13 protein-coding genes are annotated in these 18461 nt (G+C 36.9%); 11 read left to right on the forward strand and 2 right to left on the reverse strand.

The window, feature by feature from the left end:
- Positions 1 to 9 precede the first annotated feature (9 nt).
- Complete coding sequence (locus tag V7108_RS18315; RefSeq protein WP_335511180.1) at positions 10 to 522, reverse strand: DinB family protein; 513 nt, start codon at positions 520 to 522, stop codon at positions 10 to 12.
- A gap of 383 nt (positions 523 to 905) precedes the next feature.
- Here V7108_RS18315 and V7108_RS18320 point away from each other — a divergent pair, with 383 nt between their 5' ends.
- From V7108_RS18320 to V7108_RS18330, 3 genes are all read left to right on the forward strand, one after another.
- Complete coding sequence (locus V7108_RS18320; protein ID WP_335569025.1) at positions 906 to 2315, forward strand: MFS transporter; 1410 nt, start codon at positions 906 to 908, stop codon at positions 2313 to 2315.
- A gap of 403 nt (positions 2316 to 2718) precedes the next feature.
- Complete coding sequence (locus V7108_RS18325) at positions 2719 to 4122, forward strand: MFS transporter (protein WP_335518137.1); 1404 nt, start codon at positions 2719 to 2721, stop codon at positions 4120 to 4122.
- Between the two features lie 366 nt (positions 4123 to 4488).
- The gene (locus V7108_RS18330; protein ID WP_335569026.1) at positions 4489 to 5895 is read left to right on the forward strand and encodes an MFS transporter; all 1407 of its coding nucleotides are present in this window, start codon (positions 4489 to 4491) and stop codon (positions 5893 to 5895) included.
- A gap of 103 nt (positions 5896 to 5998) precedes the next feature.
- On the opposite strand, the gene V7108_RS18335 is transcribed toward V7108_RS18330, so the two are convergent.
- On the reverse strand, positions 5999 to 7171 hold the full coding sequence (locus tag V7108_RS18335; protein ID WP_335518143.1) for an ROK family transcriptional regulator: 1173 nt from the start codon (positions 7169 to 7171) through the stop codon (positions 5999 to 6001).
- A gap of 237 nt (positions 7172 to 7408) precedes the next feature.
- Here V7108_RS18335 and uxaC point away from each other — a divergent pair, with 237 nt between their 5' ends.
- From uxaC to V7108_RS18375, 8 genes are all read left to right on the forward strand, one after another.
- Positions 7409 to 8815, forward strand: coding sequence for a glucuronate isomerase (gene uxaC / locus V7108_RS18340; RefSeq protein ID WP_335569027.1), 1407 nt, complete (start codon positions 7409 to 7411; stop codon positions 8813 to 8815).
- Positions 8816 to 9030: 215 nt separating this feature from the next.
- Entirely contained in the window at positions 9031 to 10443 is a 1413-nt protein-coding gene (gene gndA, locus V7108_RS18345; protein ID WP_335569028.1) for an NADP-dependent phosphogluconate dehydrogenase, read from the forward strand.
- Between the two features lie 199 nt (positions 10444 to 10642).
- Entirely contained in the window at positions 10643 to 11563 is a 921-nt protein-coding gene (locus V7108_RS18350; RefSeq protein ID WP_335569029.1) for an AraC family transcriptional regulator, read from the forward strand.
- A gap of 15 nt (positions 11564 to 11578) precedes the next feature.
- Positions 11579 to 12466, forward strand: coding sequence for a sugar phosphate isomerase/epimerase family protein (locus V7108_RS18355; protein WP_335519084.1), 888 nt, complete (start codon positions 11579 to 11581; stop codon positions 12464 to 12466).
- A gap of 2 nt (positions 12467 to 12468) precedes the next feature.
- Positions 12469 to 13629, forward strand: a complete 1161-nt coding sequence (locus V7108_RS18360) for a Gfo/Idh/MocA family protein (protein ID WP_335569030.1) — start codon at positions 12469 to 12471, stop codon at positions 13627 to 13629.
- 69 nt (positions 13630 to 13698) lie between these two features.
- Positions 13699 to 14709 carry a Gfo/Idh/MocA family protein gene (locus tag V7108_RS18365; RefSeq protein WP_335569031.1) on the forward strand — a complete coding sequence of 337 codons (1011 nt, stop codon included), beginning with the start codon at positions 13699 to 13701 and terminating at the stop codon, positions 14707 to 14709.
- Complete coding sequence (locus tag V7108_RS18370; RefSeq protein ID WP_335569032.1) at positions 14706 to 15569, forward strand: sugar phosphate isomerase/epimerase family protein; 864 nt, start codon at positions 14706 to 14708, stop codon at positions 15567 to 15569. Before V7108_RS18365 ends, V7108_RS18370 begins: the two co-directional genes overlap by 4 nt.
- 1095 nt (positions 15570 to 16664) lie before the next feature.
- Entirely contained in the window at positions 16665 to 18140 is a 1476-nt protein-coding gene (locus V7108_RS18375) for an MFS transporter (RefSeq protein ID WP_335517599.1), read from the forward strand.
- Positions 18141 to 18461 lie beyond the last annotated feature (321 nt).

Raw genomic sequence — 18461 nt, forward strand, 5'->3', positions numbered from 1 at the left:
TACATGAAATTATAAATATCTATCTTCCACAATCTTGCAGTGGTGCATTTGGTGACCGGCTAGGATGTAGGCGATGGCTCTTGTGGTGATTTCTGTTTCATTTGCGTTGCCTTTGTTTTCCCATGCTTCATCTGGCAGGTTCTGAATTAGGGTGATGGTTGCGTTTCTAACTGCTTTGAAGTCTTCCAGGATGGTTTTCAATGGCAGGTTATTTGTTTGTGCTGCTTGGACATAGTCGCTTTCATTAAATCCTGCTAGAGGTGTTTGATCCCCGCGACCCACACGTAATAGCCGGTAGCTCATAATTCTTTCTGTATCGGAAATATGCCCTAACACTTCTTTAATACTCCACTTTCCTGGAGCATATCGATGTAAACTAACCTCTTCTGAAATGCCTTCAAAAAGTGTGATCGTCTTTTGGAGATTCTCTTGCAGCAGCTGAACTAAATCAGCTTCAGGAACTAGATCTACATAAGGTACATAATAAACAGGATACTCATTTTTCGTAGGACGTTGAAGCATTTTTCCATTCTCCCCTTTCCATTACTACATAATGGTGAATTTATGATGGGGCATTGCAGCCTGCCATTCTTTCCACCATTTAATCATACATCGAAAACTTTGAATTGTTAATTATCTATTAATGCCGTATTTTATTAGACAAAAAAATAATTAAAAAAACGTTTACAAAAAGTTGTTGACGAATAATGTCGAGGGTGATATTCTATGTTTACAGATAATTTGTTAGTTCATTAAACAAATTAATTGTACATTCTCGAGATGAAATGATTTATAAGTATTTTAGTAAAGGGTTACAAAATAAGGGACAAAGGAACAATTTGAATTATTAATTATGTAAGGGTTTTAATTTATTATTTTAGAAAGATTTTACGGGAGGGTTAACAATGGCTCAAGCATTACAAAAGAAAGCAGATTCCTCACAATCAGGTGGGAAAGCAGTTCGTCCATTTGGAATGAGAGATAAGTTAGGATATTTATTTGGTGATTTTGGTAACGATTTCTTCTTTATTCTAGTTGCAGCGTTCCTTATGGTTTATTACACCGATGTATATGGTCTTAATCCAGCTGCTGTCGGTGGTCTATTCCTAATCGCACGTTTATGGGATGCAGTTGCTGACATTACATGGGGCCGCTTCATCGATACAAGGAAAGCAGGAAAGAATGGGAAGTTCAGACCATGGATTTTTAGAATGTCATTTCCACTTGTTATTACTGGTGTATTAATGTTTGTTCATATTCCAGGAATGTCTGATGGATTTTACCTTGCTTATGCATATGTAACTTATATTATTTGGGGAACATTATATTCTACTGTTAATATTCCTTATGGCTCTATGGCTTCTGTAATCACAGCTGATCCTGTTGAGCGAACTGCTTTGTCAAGCTGGAGAACAATGGGTGGTAACTTAGCAGGCTTAATCATTAACGTGGTTGGACCAATGATTTTGTTTGTTGACAATAAAGCAGATGCAAATCGATTCCTTTTAGGCGCTATCATTTTTGGTGTTCTTGCAATCGCTTGTTATATGGCATGCTATAAATTATCTGTTGAACGTATTGTAATAGATGAAACAAATAAACCAAAAGCGAACTTTGGCAAAACGGTAAAAGGTCTTGGTAAAAACAGACCACTCATTGTGTTCCTTACTCTTTCTTTACTGTTCTTGGTTTGCTTTATGTTAATTGGTACTGTAAACGTGTATTTATTTAAAGATTTCTTTGGAAACGCTAAAGCATTAAGTATGGTTGGTCTTCTTCAATCAGTAGCAGTATTTGTTGGTATGCCAATGATAAAACCGTTAGTTTCAAAATATGGTAAAAAAGAAGTGGCTTCAGCTGGTCTCTTACTTGCAGCAATTGTATATGCGGTTTTATATTTCTTACCTAACTTAACAGCAACACAATTTATCGCAGTTTTAACAGTTGGTATGTTTGGTTATGGAATTTTCAACCTAGTGATTTGGGCTTTCGTTACAGACATCATTGATTACCATGAGTATTTAACAGGACTACGTGAAGATGGAACCGTTTACTCTATCTACTCAATGGCTCGTAAAATTGGACAGGCAGTTGCTGGTGGTGTTGGTGGTGCAGCGATTGCAGCAGTAGGTTACACTGCAGGTGCTGAAACACAATCAGCTGAAACTTTACAAGGAATTCATGCACTTGCTACATTAGTACCAGCAGTAATACTTACTGTTATATTCTTAATGATTGTATTCCTGTATCCATTAAACAAAAAACGTACTGAACAACTTGCAATAGATTTAGCAGCTAGAAGAAAAGCACAATAAAACTAAATTTTATCAAAAAGGCAGCAAACACCGTTTGCTGCCTTTTTCTATCTAAAAATCCCTTTTTTGCTTATAGAGGATCAAAGGTTATTAGGCTAAAACCGGAAGTTGCTTAAAACTTATTTGTCTCCTCGGCAATTTCCAAAAACAGAAAACATTTCCACGCTAACCGCTTACAAAAATTATTGACGAATAATTAATAAAGGTATATTCTAAGTACACAGAATTTGTTAGTTTATTAAACTAATTAATTGCAATCACCAACCAATCTCTAGATGACAATATTTGTTTTTGTGTATTTTAGTAAAGAGTTACACAAAATAAGCAACATAGCAATTCGAAATTATGTAAGGGTTTTAATTCATTATTATTATTTTAGAATGATTTTATGGGAGGGTTAACAATGGCTCAAGCATTACAAAAGAAAGTAGATTCCTCACAATCAGGTGGGAAAGCAGTTCATCCTTTTGGGATAAAAGATAAACTAGGTTATTTATTTGGTGACTTTGGAAACGATTTCTTCTTTGTTCTAGTTGCATCGTTCCTTATGGTTTATTACACGGATGTATATGGTCTTAATCCAGCTGCTGTTGGTGGTCTATTTCTAATCGCACGTTTATGGGACGCATTTGCTGACATTACATGGGGCCGTTTCATCGATACAAGGAAAGCAGGAAAGAATGGAAAGTTCAGACCTTGGATCTTTAGAATGTCATTCCCGCTTGTCATTACTGGTATATTAATGTTTGTTCATATTCCAGGTATGTCTCATGGATTTTACCTTGCGTATGCATATGTAACCTATATTATTTGGGGAACATTATATTCTACTGTTAATATTCCTTATGGCTCGATGGCTTCTGTCATCACAGGTGATCCTGTTGAACGTACGGCATTATCTAGCTGGAGAACATTAGGGGGGAACTTAGCCGGGTTAATCATTAATGTGGTAGGACCAATGATTTTGTTTGTTGACAATAAAGCAGATGCAAATCGATTCCTTTTAGGCGCAATTATTTTCGGTATTCTTGCAATCGCTTGTTATATGGCATGCTATAAATTATCTGTTGAACGTATTGTAATGGATGAAACAAATAAACCAAAAGCAAACTTTGGTCAAACTGTAAAAGGTCTTGGTAAAAACAAGCCACTTATTATTTTCCTTGTTCTTTCTTTATTATTCATGATTTGCTTCATGTTAATTGGTACTGTAAACGTGTATTTATTTAAAGATTTCTTCGTAAATGCTAAAGCATTAAGTATGGTTGGTCTTCTTCAATCAGTAGCAGTATTTGTTGGTATGCCGCTGGTAAAACCGTTAGTTTCAAAATTTGGTAAAAAAGAAGTGGCTTCAGGCGGTATCTTACTTGCAGCAATTATATATACAGTTTTATATTTCCTTCCAAACTTAACAGCAACGCAATTTATCGCAGTTTTAACAGTTGGTATGTTTGGTTATGGAATTTTCAACCTTGTCATTTGGGCTTTCGTAACAGACATTATTGATTACCATGAGTATTTAACTGGACTTCGTGAAGACGGAACCGTTTACTCTATTTACTCAATGGCTCGTAAAGTCGGTCAAGCAGTAGCCGGTGGTGTTGGTGGTGCAGCGATTGCAGCAGTAGGTTACACTGCAGGTGTCGAAGCACAATCAGCCGAAACTCTGCAAGGAATTCATTCACTTGCAACTTTAGTGCCTGCCATTACACTTGGTATTGTGTTCCTGTTGCTTGTATTCCTATATCCATTAAACAAAAAACGTACGGAGCAGCTTGCGCTTGATTTAGCTGCAAGAAGAAAATAAATTTTATTTGAAGCTAGAGGAAGTAAACACTGTTTGCTTCCTTTTTTATATTCTATTTTTACAAAGGGGATTGAGGTTACTTGGACGAAGACCGGAAGTTGCTGACGATCTTTCTAATGTTCCTAAATGAACTTTAAATTTCAAAATCAGGAACTGTAAACACAAGAAAACGCAAACAAAATTATTGACGAATAATAAAAATGGGTATATCCTAAATTATGCAATTAATTTGTTAGTTTACTAAACAAATTAATAGATTCAGTAAACGTTTACGTGATCTAAGACTTTTGTTAAGAGTATTTAAGTAAGGGGTTACACAAAATAGTGTTAATGACATTTTAGGTTATTTATTGGGAGGGAAAGAAAATGGTTCAAGCATTGCAAAAGAAAGAAGAAACCCCACAATCAGGTGGGAAAACAGTACGTCCATTTGGTTTCAAGGATAAATTAGGGTACTTGTTTGGTGACTTTGGAAACGATTTCTTCTTTACTCTAGCGGCCGCTTTCTTGATGGTTTTCTATACGGATATTTTTCATATTAATCCTGCTCATGTCGGACTATTATTTACAGTCGCTCGTCTTTGGGATGCATTTGCTGATGTAACATGGGGACGTTTTATAGATACTAGAAAAACAACTGCACAAGGCAAATTTAGACCCTGGATTTTAAGAATGTCATTTCCAGTAGTAATTATGGGTATATTGATGTTTGTAAAGATACCCGGTATGTCTCAAGGGTTCTACCTAGCTTATGCATATGTCACATATATTTTGTGGGGTACATTATATTCCACTGTTAATATTCCTTATGGCTCGATGGCTTCAGTGATCACAGCTGATCCAGTAGAACGTACCTCACTATCTAGCTGGAGAACTTTGGGTGGGCAATTAGCAGGTTTAATTATTAACGTAGTTGGACCGATTATTTTATTTGTGAATAATAAACCGGATGCGACTCGCTTCATTATTGCAGCATTAATTTTCGGTGGTCTTGCGATTGCTTGTTACTTGGCTTGTTATAAATTATCTGTTGAACGTGTTGTCTTAGATGAAACCAATAAACAAAAGGTCAATTTTGGCCAAACCATGAAGGGGCTTACGAAAAACAAACCGTTAATGGTGTTCCTTGTAGCTGCATTGGCATTCATGGTTGTCTTTATGTTAATTGGTACGGTAAACGTGTACTTATTTAAGGACTATTTCGCTAATGCTAAAGCATTGAGTATGGTGGGGCTTCTTCAAGCGGTTGCGGTATTTATCGCCATGCCATTTATTCAACCATTGGTTAAGAAATTTGGTAAAAAAGAAGTGGCTTCCGGTGGATTATTAGTCGCGGCGCTTGTATACGGAGTTCTATATTTCCTTCCGAATTTAACAGCAACGCAATTTATCGGTGTATTAACAGTTGCGATGTTTGGTTATGGAGTTTTTAACCTTGTAGTTTGGGCGTTTGTTACAGACGTGATCGATTATCACGAGTATTTAACAGGTCTCAGGGAAGATGGTACTGTTTATTCAATTTATTCAATGGCACGTAAGATTGGTCAAGCTGTTGCCGGAGGTGTCGGGGGTGCAGCGATTGCGGCAGTTGGTTACCATGCTGGTGCCGAAGCACAATCAGCTGAAACGCTGCAAGGAATTCATACACTTGCAACTTTAGTACCTGCACTTACACTAGGCGCTGTTTTCCTAATAATCGTCTTCCTATACCCACTAAACAAAAATCGTACGGAACAACTTGCAATTGATTTAGCTAAAAATAGAAAAGCTTAATTATTTAGAAGGAAAGGTTGTTAAGCTGGGGCTTAACAACTTTTCTTCTTTACGAAAAACCCCTTTCAATTATAATTGAGAGGGGTTTTGGTGGAAAACGGTTTCAGTTTTCTTGATTCTCAAGTGGTAAATTTAACATTGGAACACCTAAGAAATGCTTGATAGCAAGAGCGCAGGCACCAAGTTCACATGATTTTTTTCCAATAGAAGAGATCAATAATTCCCGATAATGACTAATAGATGAATGAAGATTTTCCTTTATTTTTTCAAGTGCATTCGGATACATCCGCAGGAGCTCACTATCTAATACAAGCACATCTGGGTTGTACATATTAATCATATTATTTAACCCTATAGATAAGTAAAAAATAAATTCTTCCATTAAGGCATGAACTTCTTCATCACCTTCATCCAGCCATTCTTGGATGTGTTGATAGGTTAAATTCTTTATTTGTCTTTTTTTGGACAGATATTCAAAAATACTGGACTCGGAGGAGTATTTCTCCCAGCAGCCTTTGTTTCCACAATTGCATGGTTTACCTTTTGGAACAACAATCATATGCCCAATCTCACCGGAAAAGCCATCATGACCACGGAAAAAGTCATTATTCATCATCATTCCGAGTCCGATTCCTGAGTAGAGAGTGGCGGACAATAAATTATCTGTTTCGTGATGAACAAATACTCGTTCAGCAAATGCACTCAAATTCGCATTGTTTTCGAGGTATACGTTGATTCCAACTTGTCTTTCAAGGTCTGTTTTTAATGGAATATTATTCCATTTTAGTCGTGGAATATAGTGAATCACTTCATCTTTTCCGACTAGACCATGAATGGCAATCACAATCCCGATAATCCCATAACGACTTTCAGCGAATTCTGCTTTATATTCTTCAATTTGATTAATTAGGATTTTTACTATTTCAGAATAGTCGTCCGTATCGATTTCCGTTCTAGTAGAGCGGACCGGAGTACCCTTAAGGTCAGAAACAGTAAAAGATATATGATCGTAATCAAGGTCTATGCCAATCGCAAACCCGATATCACAATTTAAGGAAAGCATGATTGGCTTCCTGCCAACTGTAAAGTGATCAAGTTGTTTTTCTATAATAAGACCTTCATCAATTAAATCAGCTACCTGTGCCGAGATGGTCGCTCGGGTAAGGGCTGTAACCTTCGATATATCGGCTCTAGATATTAAACCCTCTTTAACAATTTCTTTAAGAATAATCGAGCGATTGATTTTTTTTATATATGCCGCATCACCGGTAATCATTTATTTCCCCCATTTCTAAGTAAACGCTTTCCTATATCAATATTATAACAGGTAATTCTCTTAGGGTCTTGTTACTTTTTAATTAATTCATAAAATGTCAATTGACTTAACAAAATAAACATGATAAGTTAAAAATATCATTAATTTGTTTACTAAACAAATTAAGAAAAGATAAAATTAATTTTTATGATTTGTAAGGGTTTTCAGTGAAATACTAAAATAGAAGGAGGATTTAAAATGAAAAACTTTTTAGACAAAGACTTCTTGCTAGATACAGAAACTGCCGTTAGGTTATATGAAAATGCAGTAGAGGGATTACCGATTTTTGATTTCCACTGCCACCTTGACCCTCAAGAAGTATGGGAAAATAAGTCTTACGAAAATATTACTCAATTATGGCTGGGCGGCGACCATTACAAATGGCGTACTATGCGTATGAATGGTATTGGTGAGAGATACATAACCGGTGATGCTAGTGATTGGGAGAAGTTCTCAGCATGGGCTGAAACTGTACCAAATTTAATTGGAAATCCACTTTATCATTGGACGCACATGGAATTAAAAATGTATTTCGGGATTGAAAAAAGGCTGAGCCCAGCTACAGCACGAGAAATCTACGATGAATGTAATGAAAAGCTTAAAACAAGTGATTTCACTGCAAGAGCATTTATTAATCGTTCAAACGTGAAGTTTATTGGAACAACGGATGATCCAATTTCTACATTGGAATATCATAAATTATTGAAAAATGATGAATCCTTTACTCCAATCATTGCACCTACCTTCCGTCCAGATGGAGCTCTTTTTATTGAGCGTCCTACCTTTGCAACCTGGATTGAAAAATTAGGGCAAGTTTCTGGGATTAAAGCTGACACGTTAGAAGGTTTCTTGAACGCGCTACAGCAACGGGTTGATTACTTCCATGAAAATGGCGGCCGAGCATCCGATCATGATATTCAAAAATTAGAAGTATATGTAGAAACACCGCAAGAAGAAGCGGAAAGAATCTTCAATAAGGGATTGAACGGAGACCAGCTTTCCGACAATGAAATCAATGCATACCGCTGCTTCTTATTAACGAAGCTTGGAAAAATGTATGCCGGAAAACAATGGGTTATGCAGCTTCATATGGGTGCAATTAGAAACAACAATACAAGAATGAAAGAGCTAATTGGTCCAGACACTGGCTTTGATTCTGTCGGTGAATCTAATTTTGCTCTAGGTTTGTCCCGATTCCTTGATGCGTTAGAACAGCAGAATGCATTACCAAGAACAGTATTGTTTAACCTGAATTCTAAGGATAATCCTGTACTTGCTGGAATGATGGGTAACTTCTATGAAGAAGGCGTTCCAGGTAAGATTCAATTCGGTTCCGGCTGGTGGTTTAATGACCATATTGATGGAATGGAAAGACAAATGAAGGATCTTGCGAATGTAGGACTCTTGAGCCACTTTATTGGAATGTTAACAGATTCTCGCAGCTTCTTATCTTATGCACGCCATGAATACTTCCGTCGTATCCTTTGCAATATTTTAGGTGACTGGGTAGAAAGAGGATTAGCGCCAGATGATTGGGAATACCTCGAACAAATGGTTAGAAACATTGGTTACAATAACGCAGAAAAGTATTTCTTGGAGCGTTAATTAGGCAGAGGGAGGGCCCTTTTTTAGGGCTCACCTGCTTTCTTACATAGGATTTAAATGTTTTTATTTTGAGCAAGCTAATGTTGAGAGCTATATCTTATGCTCTACATCAGAAGTAGAAAAAATTATCGAATTATTTGATGTTCTCACATTTAATCGGTATTATGGATGGCGTGAGTTACTGAATTTTGACTAAAAGAAAGAGGGATTATCAAATGTCTAAACAACAAATCGGTGTAGTAGGTTTGGCCGTAATGGGTAAGAACCTTGCGTTAAATATTGAAAGCAGAGGGTATTCTGTCGCTGTTTTTAACCGTTCTTATGAAAAAACAGAAGAGTTTTTAAAGAATGAGGCAGAAGGAAAAAACTTTGTCGGTGCTAAAACGGTAGAAGAATTCGTTAATTCATTAGAAAAGCCCCGCAAAATTTTATTAATGGTTAAAGCTGGTACTGCAACAGACGCTACGATTGATTCTTTAAAACCATTTCTTGAAGAAGGTGATATCCTGATCGACGGCGGAAATACTTTCTTCCAAGATACAATCAGACGTAATAAAGAATTAGAAACTGCAGGATTCCATTTCATTGGAACAGGCGTTTCAGGCGGAGAGGAAGGCGCATTAAAAGGTCCTTCTATCATGCCAGGCGGTAAAGAAGAAGCATATAATCTTGTTAAACCGATCTTAGAAGCCATTTCTGCAAAAGTAGAGGGCGACCCTTGCTGTACGTATATTGGTCCAAACGGCGCAGGTCATTATGTGAAAATGGTCCATAACGGAATTGAATATGGTGATATGCAATTAATTTGTGAAGCTTATTTTATTCTAAAGAATGTTCTTGGATTAGAAGCGAAAGAGCTTCATGAGGTTTTTGCTGAATGGAATAAAGGCGAACTAGACAGCTATTTAATTGAAATTACGGCAGATATCTTTACAAAAGTTGATGAAGAAACAGGTAAACCAATGGTTGACCTAATCCTCGATACTGCTGGTCAAAAGGGAACAGGAAAATGGACAAGCCAAAATGCTTTAGACTTAGGTGTTCCACTTCCAATTATCACAGAATCAGTATTTGCCCGCTTTATTTCTGCTTTGAAGGATGAGCGTGTTAAGGCAAGTAAGGTTCTTAATGGACCTGAAGTTAAGGCTTTTGATGGCAACAAAGAAGAACTAATTGAAGCTGTTCGTAAAGCTTTATATATGAGCAAACTTGTTTCTTATGCTCAAGGATTTGCGCAAATGCGTGCTGCGTCTGAAGAATACGATTGGAATCTTCGTTACGGCGATATCGCGATGATTTTCCGCGGCGGTTGTATCATTCGTGCACAATTCTTACAAAAAATTAAAGACGCATATGATCGCGATCCTGAATTAAGAAACTTATTATTAGATCCTTACTTCAAAGAAATCGTTGAAAATTATCAACAGCCATTGCGTCAAGTTCTTGCGGTAGCAATTGAACGTGGAATTCCAGTTCCATCCTTTGCAAGTGCAATTGCTTATTATGACAGCTACCGTACAGAAACGTTACCTGCAAATCTTTTACAAGCACAACGTGACTACTTCGGTGCACATACGTATCAACGCGTTGATAAAGAAGGCGTATTCCATACAAATTGGATGGAATAAGATTTCCTCTTTTCTAAATATGAGACAAAACTGCCAGGGAAATGGCCGGTTTTGTCTCTTTTTTTGCTGGAATAACAATTCTAAAAGCAATACCAGTCAAAAACTTCAAAAATGAAAGCAGTTTCAGTGAATGCTTTTTTTATCATGCAGGGGTAAAATATAAGTAAGCTTAATAACGCTTAAGGAAGGCGTGAGGGCTGTGGAAAATTTATTCAACCTGCCTTATAAAAGAAAAGTATTAGATGAATGGATTTATGCAAGTTATCGAATGCAGGGAGTGCATTCCTATGTTTTCCAGTTTCACTCACATCACGAGTATGAGATTTATTTCTTCGGCGGTGGTGATTGCAAGTATTTAATTAACAATCGGATCTATGAATTAGTGCCCGGTGATATTATTCTTTTAGATGGCATGACCCTGCATAAAGCCAACCCTGGGAGCGAGAGTACTTATACAAGAAGTGCGCTTCATTTTTCACCAACATGGCTGTCTGATTTGATATCCACACTCGGATTACCCAATTTGCTAGATCCGTTTAAGAAACTGAATAATCCGCTTCTACGTACACGCTATGATGAAAATGGCCAATATGTGGACAGGCAGATGAAAAAGATTTCGGGTCTTTTATCGGAAATCGATGAAGAGCTTCAGCGTACGGGAAAAAAGAATGAACTATTAGAAGCTGAGGTGAAGCTTGAACTGATTCAGCTCCTCTTATGTATTTATAAAATGAGCCAGCAGGACTTAGCGCAGGTTACTAATAAGAAAACAGAAAAAGAATTACATGCAGAGGCAATTGCTTCCTGGATAAGAGACCACTTTAAGGAGAAAATTAGTTTAGATCGTATTTCGTCTGAACTTAATTTAAGCAAATATTATGTTTCGCATGTCTTTAAGGAAGTTACGGGTTTTACTGTAATGGAATATGTAATGGGCTGCAGATTAAACCAAGTTAAGTACCTATTAGAAATGGAACCAGACCTTAGTATAGCTGAAGTATCGTCTTCTTCGGGTTTTGAAAGTCTCGCCCATTTCAGCCGGTACTTTAAGGAAAAAGTAGGGTTAACCCCTTCCAAGTATCGAAAAAATAAACTCACAACCGGCAGCCCCTTAATATAGGAGGAATTCGTTTACATGAATCAAGATTTAATGATTTCAGGATTTTCAGATGAAATTTCATCTGATTTTGATACCCAGCTTGAGGTGGTATCAAACTTAGGTATGAAATATATTTCGTTACGCGGCATTGATGGGAAGAATATTGGTGATTTTACTGTCGATGAAATTAAAGAAAATGTTCAGCCAAGACTGCAAAAAGCAGGAATTGGTGTTTCTTCCATTGGTTCGCCAATCGGAAAGGTCTTCATTAATGATGAAGAAGGATTTGCAAAGCAAAAACTTATGTTGGACACGCTTTGCCAAATCAGCAACTTGCTCGATTGTAAATATATGCGTATTTTCAGCTTCTATATTCCTAAGGGTGAGGATGCAGATCAATATCGCAGTCAAGTTGTCAGTAAGTTAAAGGAATTTGCTGCAATTGCAGAAAAATACAATGTAATTTTGCTGCATGAAAATGAAAAGGATATCTTTGGTGATATCGCTAGACGCTGTCATGAGATTTTGACAGAGGTTGGCTCTCCGTATTTTAAAGGAATTTTCGACTTTGCGAATTTCGTTCAGTGCGGTGAGGATACACAGGAGTGTTACGATCTCTTAAAAGATGAGATTGTTTATATACACATAAAGGATGCTGTAACATCAGACAGTCAAAACGTTGTCTGTGGAACGGGTGAGGGTAAAATACCTGAACTACTAGCTCAGTTTATTAAGAGCGGCTACAAAGGCTTTTTAACTCTTGAGCCACACCTTGTGCTTTTTGACTCTTTAAAAGATTTAGAGCTTGAGGATGCAACTGAGATTATTAAGGACGACAAAGGGCTGGATGGTGCCGGCGGCTACAAGCTTCAATATGAGGCATTATTAGAAATTCTTAACAAAATTGAAAGCGAGGGAATTTAATTATGGCAGATGTAAGATTAGGGATTATTGGATTAGGTGCAGAAGGTGGTATGTACGCTAATTTGATTACTGAAGGCAAAGTTAAAAATATGGTGATTGGTGCGATCTGTGATAATGATCCTGCTAAAAAACAAGTAGCAGAAGAGAAGTATCCTGGTGTTCCTTTCTATGATAATTATATTGATATGCTTGAAAGTGGTGACGTAGATGCGGTCGTTACAACTGTTCCGCACTACCTCCATCCGGAAATGGGAATTGAAGCATTAAAACGAAACCTTCATGCATTAGTGGAAAAACCAGCTGGTGTTTATACAAAACAAGTGAAAGAGTTAAACGATTTTGCAGCAACAAAGCCTGAACTTAAGTTTGCAATCTTCTTTAACCAGCGTACAAATCCACTTTATAAAAAACTAAAAGAACTTATTGATAATGGTGAGATTGGCAGCCTTCGCAGTACCAACTGGATTATTACTACCTGGTGGAGACCTCAAGGGTACTACAATCAAAGTGAATGGAGAGCAACTTGGGGCGGAGAAGGCGGCGGTGTCCTTGTAAACCAAGCGCCACACCAAATTGACTTGCTTCAATGGATTTGCGGCATGCCGAAAAAGGTTTATGCAAAATTAAACTTTGGCTATCAAAGAGATATTGCGGTTGAAGACGACGTAACGGCAGTATTTGATTATGGTAACGGTGCTACTGGTGTATTTGTAACGAAGACACACGATGTAGTAGGGACAGACCGTTTAGAAATCCATGGCGATAAAGGAAAAATCGTGGTTGATGACAGTAAGAAGATCACCATCAAGCGCCTGAAACAATCTGAGAATGAAATGAGCAATTCCATGGATATGTCAGATGTTATGAAGCTGTTTATGGGCGGCGGTGCTGGAGATATATTCACTGAAGAAGTAATTGAGTTCGAAAGCGTTTGGGGCAAACAGCACGCTGATGTATTAGAGGACTTTGCTTCTGCGATTGTCAATGGTACACCACTATTAGCTCCAGGCAGCGACGGTATTAATGGTGTTAGACTTGCAAATGCTATGCACCTATCAAGCTGGTTAGGCAAGGAAATCGAAGTACCATTTGATGAAGATTTATTCCTAGAAGAATTAAATAAACGAATTGCAGAAGAAGGCAAATATCCGGTTAGAAAGTAATCATACACATGAAACGAACTCGGAGCGCTAATGCGCTTCCGAGTTTGTTTCAAAAAAGGGGAGAAGCAGATGCTGAAGGTGGCAGTTATAGGGTTGGGAACCATTTCACACATCCATATTCCAGCAATAAAAGCAAACCCAAATGCTAAGTTGGTGGCTGTCTGTGATAATAATGAATCATTATCAAATTCAGTACCAGGAGCAAATTTTTACAGTGACTATGAAATAATGCTAGAAAACGAGGACTTAGATTGTGTTCATATCTGTCTGCCTCATTATCTGCACTACCCTGTTACCGAGGCTTGTGTGGAAAAAGGTGTTCATGTTTTTCTAGAGAAACCATTGGGCCTGAACAGTGATGAAGGGCTGGCTCTAGTGAAACTAGAGGAAGAGTCTAAGGACGTTAAGATTGGTGTCTGCTTGCAAAATCGCAATAATGAATCATTTGAAAAACTTCAAGAAATCATCAGCACTAATGAATATGGCCCTATTAAAGGGGTTAAGGGTCTCGTTGCATGGTTTAGACCAAAACAATACTATGACGTCCAGCCGTGGCGCGGGCAGTGGAAATATGCCGGCGGTGGAGTGATGATCAATCAAGCACTGCATACGTTAGACCTCATGCAGTTGGCTGGCGGTGAAATTGAGTCAATCAGAGGCTCAGTAGATCAATTATTGGATTATAACATTGAAGTGGAAGATACAGCTTCTGCCCGTATCCAGTTTAAAAATGGTGCTAAGGGATTATTCTTCGCTACCAATGCAAATGCAGATAATTCTAGTGTTGAACTTGAGGTTCTTTTTGAAAAAGAAAGGTTCATCATTAAAGATAGCATTCTGACAAGAGTGAATGAAGCAGGGGAAAAGGAAGAGTTGATGGAAGACGCAAAGCTGCCAGGTTCAAAACATTATTATGGGGCAAGTCATGCAAAAACCATTAATCAATTCTATTCCGCTATTACCGAAAACACTGAAGACTATATCCATGCAAAAGACGCGCTGGCGTCCATTGCGATCATTGATGCAATTCACTTGTCATCAGAGAAAAAACAATCAATACAAATGGAGGTATTTAAATGAAAAAGGGAAAAATCGGCGTTCAAATGATGATGCTTAAAGGCAAAGTCGAAGAACTAGGTGCCTATGAGACAATGAAAAAGGTTAGTGAGCTTGGTTATCACGCTGTTGAAGTATCTCAAATCCCAATGACGGCTGAGAACGTAGCGGAGATAAAAAGGGCGAGTGCAGATTTTGATATTAAAATTGCGGCAATGTCTGCTGCTGTAGAGCCAATGCTTCCTGGAATGCCTGGTGAGACATTGACAAGTGATTTTGAAAAAATCGTAAACGATTGCAAAACACTTGATTGTAATTATTTGCGAATTGGCATGATGCCGTTAATGGCTATGGGGAATAAAGATAAAATTATGGATTTTATTTCCAAAGCCGAAGAGATGGCTCACAGATTAGCAGAACATGGAATTGAATTGTATTACCATACACATCACTTAGAATTCCAAAAATTTGATGGTGAATATTTATTAGATATCATTAAAAATAACACCACCAAGCTTGGGTTTGAATTAGATGTTCACTGGATTCAAAGAGCAGGCGTAAATCCTGTGGAATTTGTTAAAGGATACGCCGGTCGTATTTCACTCTTACACTTGAAAGATTATCGAATTGGACAAATGGATTTAAGTGATATTGACTTCCAGAAAGATATGGCTAAATTCTTTGACAGATTCACGAATACAATTCAATTTGCTGAACTTGGTGAAGGAAACCTTGATCTCAAAGCAATCATGGAAGCGGGACTTGAGAGTGGTGCACAGTATTTCTTGGTAGAACAAGACGATACCTACGGACGTGACCCATTCGAATGCCTGGAAGTTTCAGCTAACCACTTAAGAAAACTAGGGTTTGCTGACTGGTTTTAATTAATTGAAATAGAAAAGGCAGTGGGTGTCCACTGCCTTTTGCGTTGTTGAAAGATAGTAAAAGAAATTCAAAGGGATTTTTTTGATATAAATAAACCTTTCCACATTATATTTTTGTGAAGTGGTTTTTGTATTTTTAAATGAAAACAATATGAGACAAAAAATTAGAATTATAAAGCAGGACTAGAGAATGATTAATGTATCTTGGTGCAATATAATGACAATATGCAAACTGATAAAGAAATAGCTGCCAGCTGTAATATATTGTCAGCTGAATATTGCGAACCAGCACCACTTCTTAGTAGAGTAGGATGATATGTATGGGCGCGATCCATTTGATTGTCTAAAAGACTCTCTGCTAATCACTTAAGAGAGCTAGGGTAATCTGTTTGTTTTTAATATGGTAAAAGAATAAAGTTTCGATTCTTTTTTGCATGGGGAAATTTGGTTCGTATATCGCCTTTTTAGGTATTTTTATACGAAAAAAGCTATACTATCAACATAATTTTCAAAAAATTAAAAACTTATTGACTGTATATTGCAGAGATGTTACTATATGTTTAATAATTAGTTTATTAAACTAATTAAAAAATAGAATAATAGTTTACATGTAATTAAATATTTATTTAACTGTTTATGAAAGGGGTTTCAAAGAAGAGAGAGGTTAAGTAAAAGTTATTGTTTAATTGGTGATGTTGATTGGAATCAGGGGATTAGCGGGTTATAAATTTTTGTAATATTTCGAGTAATCTACTAAGGGGTTACATGAAGTGGTGTCAATAAAAAATTACTATTCTAAGAAAATAATTTATTGAAATGTGACAATCTATTGACAGTGATAAATGTAGATGTTATCCTTTATTCATAATTAGTTTATTAAACTAATTATGAAATAGAATAATATTTTCTATTAAAGAAAACAGTTTAAAAGGTTGGAGATTTTTTTAGAATTTAAATGAAAGGGTTTCCAATCGAAAGAGCAGGTAAGTAGAAGTATTGGTTGTGAATTAAGTTTTTGATTAAATAGGGGTAAGTGGGGAAAGTTTTTCTAATATTCAACAAAATGAAAGCGTTTAACTTCAAGGGGGCGAAATCATGTCAAATGTAAAAGTGGATAAAGGGAATCAATACAACACAGCGAAATTATGGCAAATTGGTTTGTTTACACTAAATAATACTTCAACAAACCTCCATTTGTTTGTATTAGGTTTTGTTACTTATTATGCAACAGGAATAGCTGGCCTCGCCGTAATGGTGGTAAGTTCGTTATTAATGGCGGCGCGGTTATTTGATGGAATTATCGATCCGGCGATTGGCTATATCATTGATAAAACAGAGGGGAAATTTGGTAAGTTTACGCCGCTAATTGTTATAGGTAATATCATTTCCGCAGGTACAATACTCATTATCTATAATGTGACACATCATTTACCAGCGTCTGCACAATTTCTTTTCTTTACAGCCATGTTAATTGTAAACAAAATTGGTTATTCATTACAAACAAGTGTTACAAAGGCAGCACAAACAGTTTTGACTAATGATCCAAAGCAGCGTCCACTATATGCAATTTTTGATGGAGTCTATAATGCAGCACTTTTCACTGGCGGACAAATTTGGGTTTCTTCTACTTTGATGGCAAAACACGGTGGCTTTAATCTCGGGTTGTTTACAGAATTAAATACCTATGGACTTATTCTATCAGCAGTATTTGCGGTACTAGCAATCGTAGGTATTTGGTCAAAAGATAAGAAAGAATACTATGGATTAGCAGAAGAAGGAACACAAACTACACTTCGTGAATATTGGGGTGTTATTAAAGGAAACAGACCATTACAATTACTTTCTCTATCGGCGTCTTTTGATAAACTAGCAACTAGTATAGCTCGCTATTCTGTAGTCGGAGTTATGTTGTTTGGTATTTTGCTAGGGGATTATGCATTAAGCGGTAAAATCGGACTCATTACATTGGTACCAACATTGTTGATTACTTTCTTAGTAGTTGGAATTGCAAGGAAGACAGGTTTAAAGAAATCTTATGTTACATCAGCCTGGATTGGAATGCTATCTTACTTGGCATTGATTGCCCTATTCTTACTCATTGATCCTGCAGCCATTTCACTCTCTAATATTGGAATGACTACGATACTATTCTTAGTGTTATATTCCTTAGCTGTTGGCTTCTCAGGAATTCCAACAACGCTTGTTGTACCAATGATTGCTGATGTTTCAGACTATGAAACACATAAATCAGGCCGTTATGTACCTGGAATGATGGGCACGATTTTCTCATTCATTGATCAGCTTGTTTCATCATTAGCTCCAACCATCGTTGGTGTTATGGTAGGTATCATTGGTTACAAGGAAAAATTCCCTGAGGTTGGGGAAGCTTTAACATCACCATTGTTTGCGATGACGTTATTAGTAGCATTCGGTTTACCAGCACTATGTTTGGTCGTATCAATAACAGCAATGAAATTCTATAAACTAGATAGAAAACAAATGGAAAACATTCAATCTGGTATTGCAGAAATGAAAGCAAAAGGAAATAAGGATCAATCTGCTGCCGTTTAAAAAAGAAGAAATTTGGAACCCTGGCGAATGCTGGGGTTTTTTTATGAAAAAAACCAATTCACTTTTTACTTGTGTGAATTGGTTTCTTTTTGTTTATGGTTTTCTTGTGGAAGGTAGTTAACCCATTCAATTGTCTCGATAATCGTTTGCCATAATTTTTTCATGTTCATTTCCTCCTAGTGATTTGATACCTTTATTATGGAGGATTAGGAGAATTTTAACAATGTTGCTGAAAACGTAAACAATGACCGTGAAAACGAGAACAATGTTGGTGAAAGCGTAGATCACCCCTTATTATCTCACTCATTCGCCTTTTTTCTC

This window comes from Neobacillus vireti (assembly GCF_036962345.1).
In the GTDB taxonomy this organism is placed as follows: domain Bacteria; phylum Bacillota; class Bacilli; order Bacillales; family Cytobacillaceae; genus Neobacillus; species Neobacillus vireti_A.

What these genes read in the sequence shown, in the direction of transcription:
- V7108_RS18315 (WP_335511180.1), bottom strand. Translation starts at nt 522, where the DNA reads ATGCTTCAACGTCCTACGAAAAATGAGTATCCTGTTTATTATGTACCT.
- V7108_RS18320 (WP_335569025.1), top strand. Translation starts at nt 906, where the DNA reads ATGGCTCAAGCATTACAAAAGAAAGCAGATTCCTCACAATCAGGTGGG.
- V7108_RS18325 (WP_335518137.1), top strand. Translation starts at nt 2,719, where the DNA reads ATGGCTCAAGCATTACAAAAGAAAGTAGATTCCTCACAATCAGGTGGG.
- V7108_RS18330 (WP_335569026.1), top strand. Translation starts at nt 4,489, where the DNA reads ATGGTTCAAGCATTGCAAAAGAAAGAAGAAACCCCACAATCAGGTGGG.
- V7108_RS18335 (WP_335518143.1), bottom strand. Translation starts at nt 7,171, where the DNA reads ATGATTACCGGTGATGCGGCATATATAAAAAAAATCAATCGCTCGATT.
- uxaC (WP_335569027.1), top strand. Translation starts at nt 7,409, where the DNA reads ATGAAAAACTTTTTAGACAAAGACTTCTTGCTAGATACAGAAACTGCC.
- gndA (WP_335569028.1), top strand. Translation starts at nt 9,031, where the DNA reads ATGTCTAAACAACAAATCGGTGTAGTAGGTTTGGCCGTAATGGGTAAG.
- V7108_RS18355 (WP_335519084.1), top strand. Translation starts at nt 11,579, where the DNA reads ATGAATCAAGATTTAATGATTTCAGGATTTTCAGATGAAATTTCATCT.
- V7108_RS18360 (WP_335569030.1), top strand. Translation starts at nt 12,469, where the DNA reads ATGGCAGATGTAAGATTAGGGATTATTGGATTAGGTGCAGAAGGTGGT.
- V7108_RS18365 (WP_335569031.1), top strand. Translation starts at nt 13,699, where the DNA reads ATGCTGAAGGTGGCAGTTATAGGGTTGGGAACCATTTCACACATCCAT.
- V7108_RS18370 (WP_335569032.1), top strand. Translation starts at nt 14,706, where the DNA reads ATGAAAAAGGGAAAAATCGGCGTTCAAATGATGATGCTTAAAGGCAAA.
- V7108_RS18375 (WP_335517599.1), top strand. Translation starts at nt 16,665, where the DNA reads ATGTCAAATGTAAAAGTGGATAAAGGGAATCAATACAACACAGCGAAA.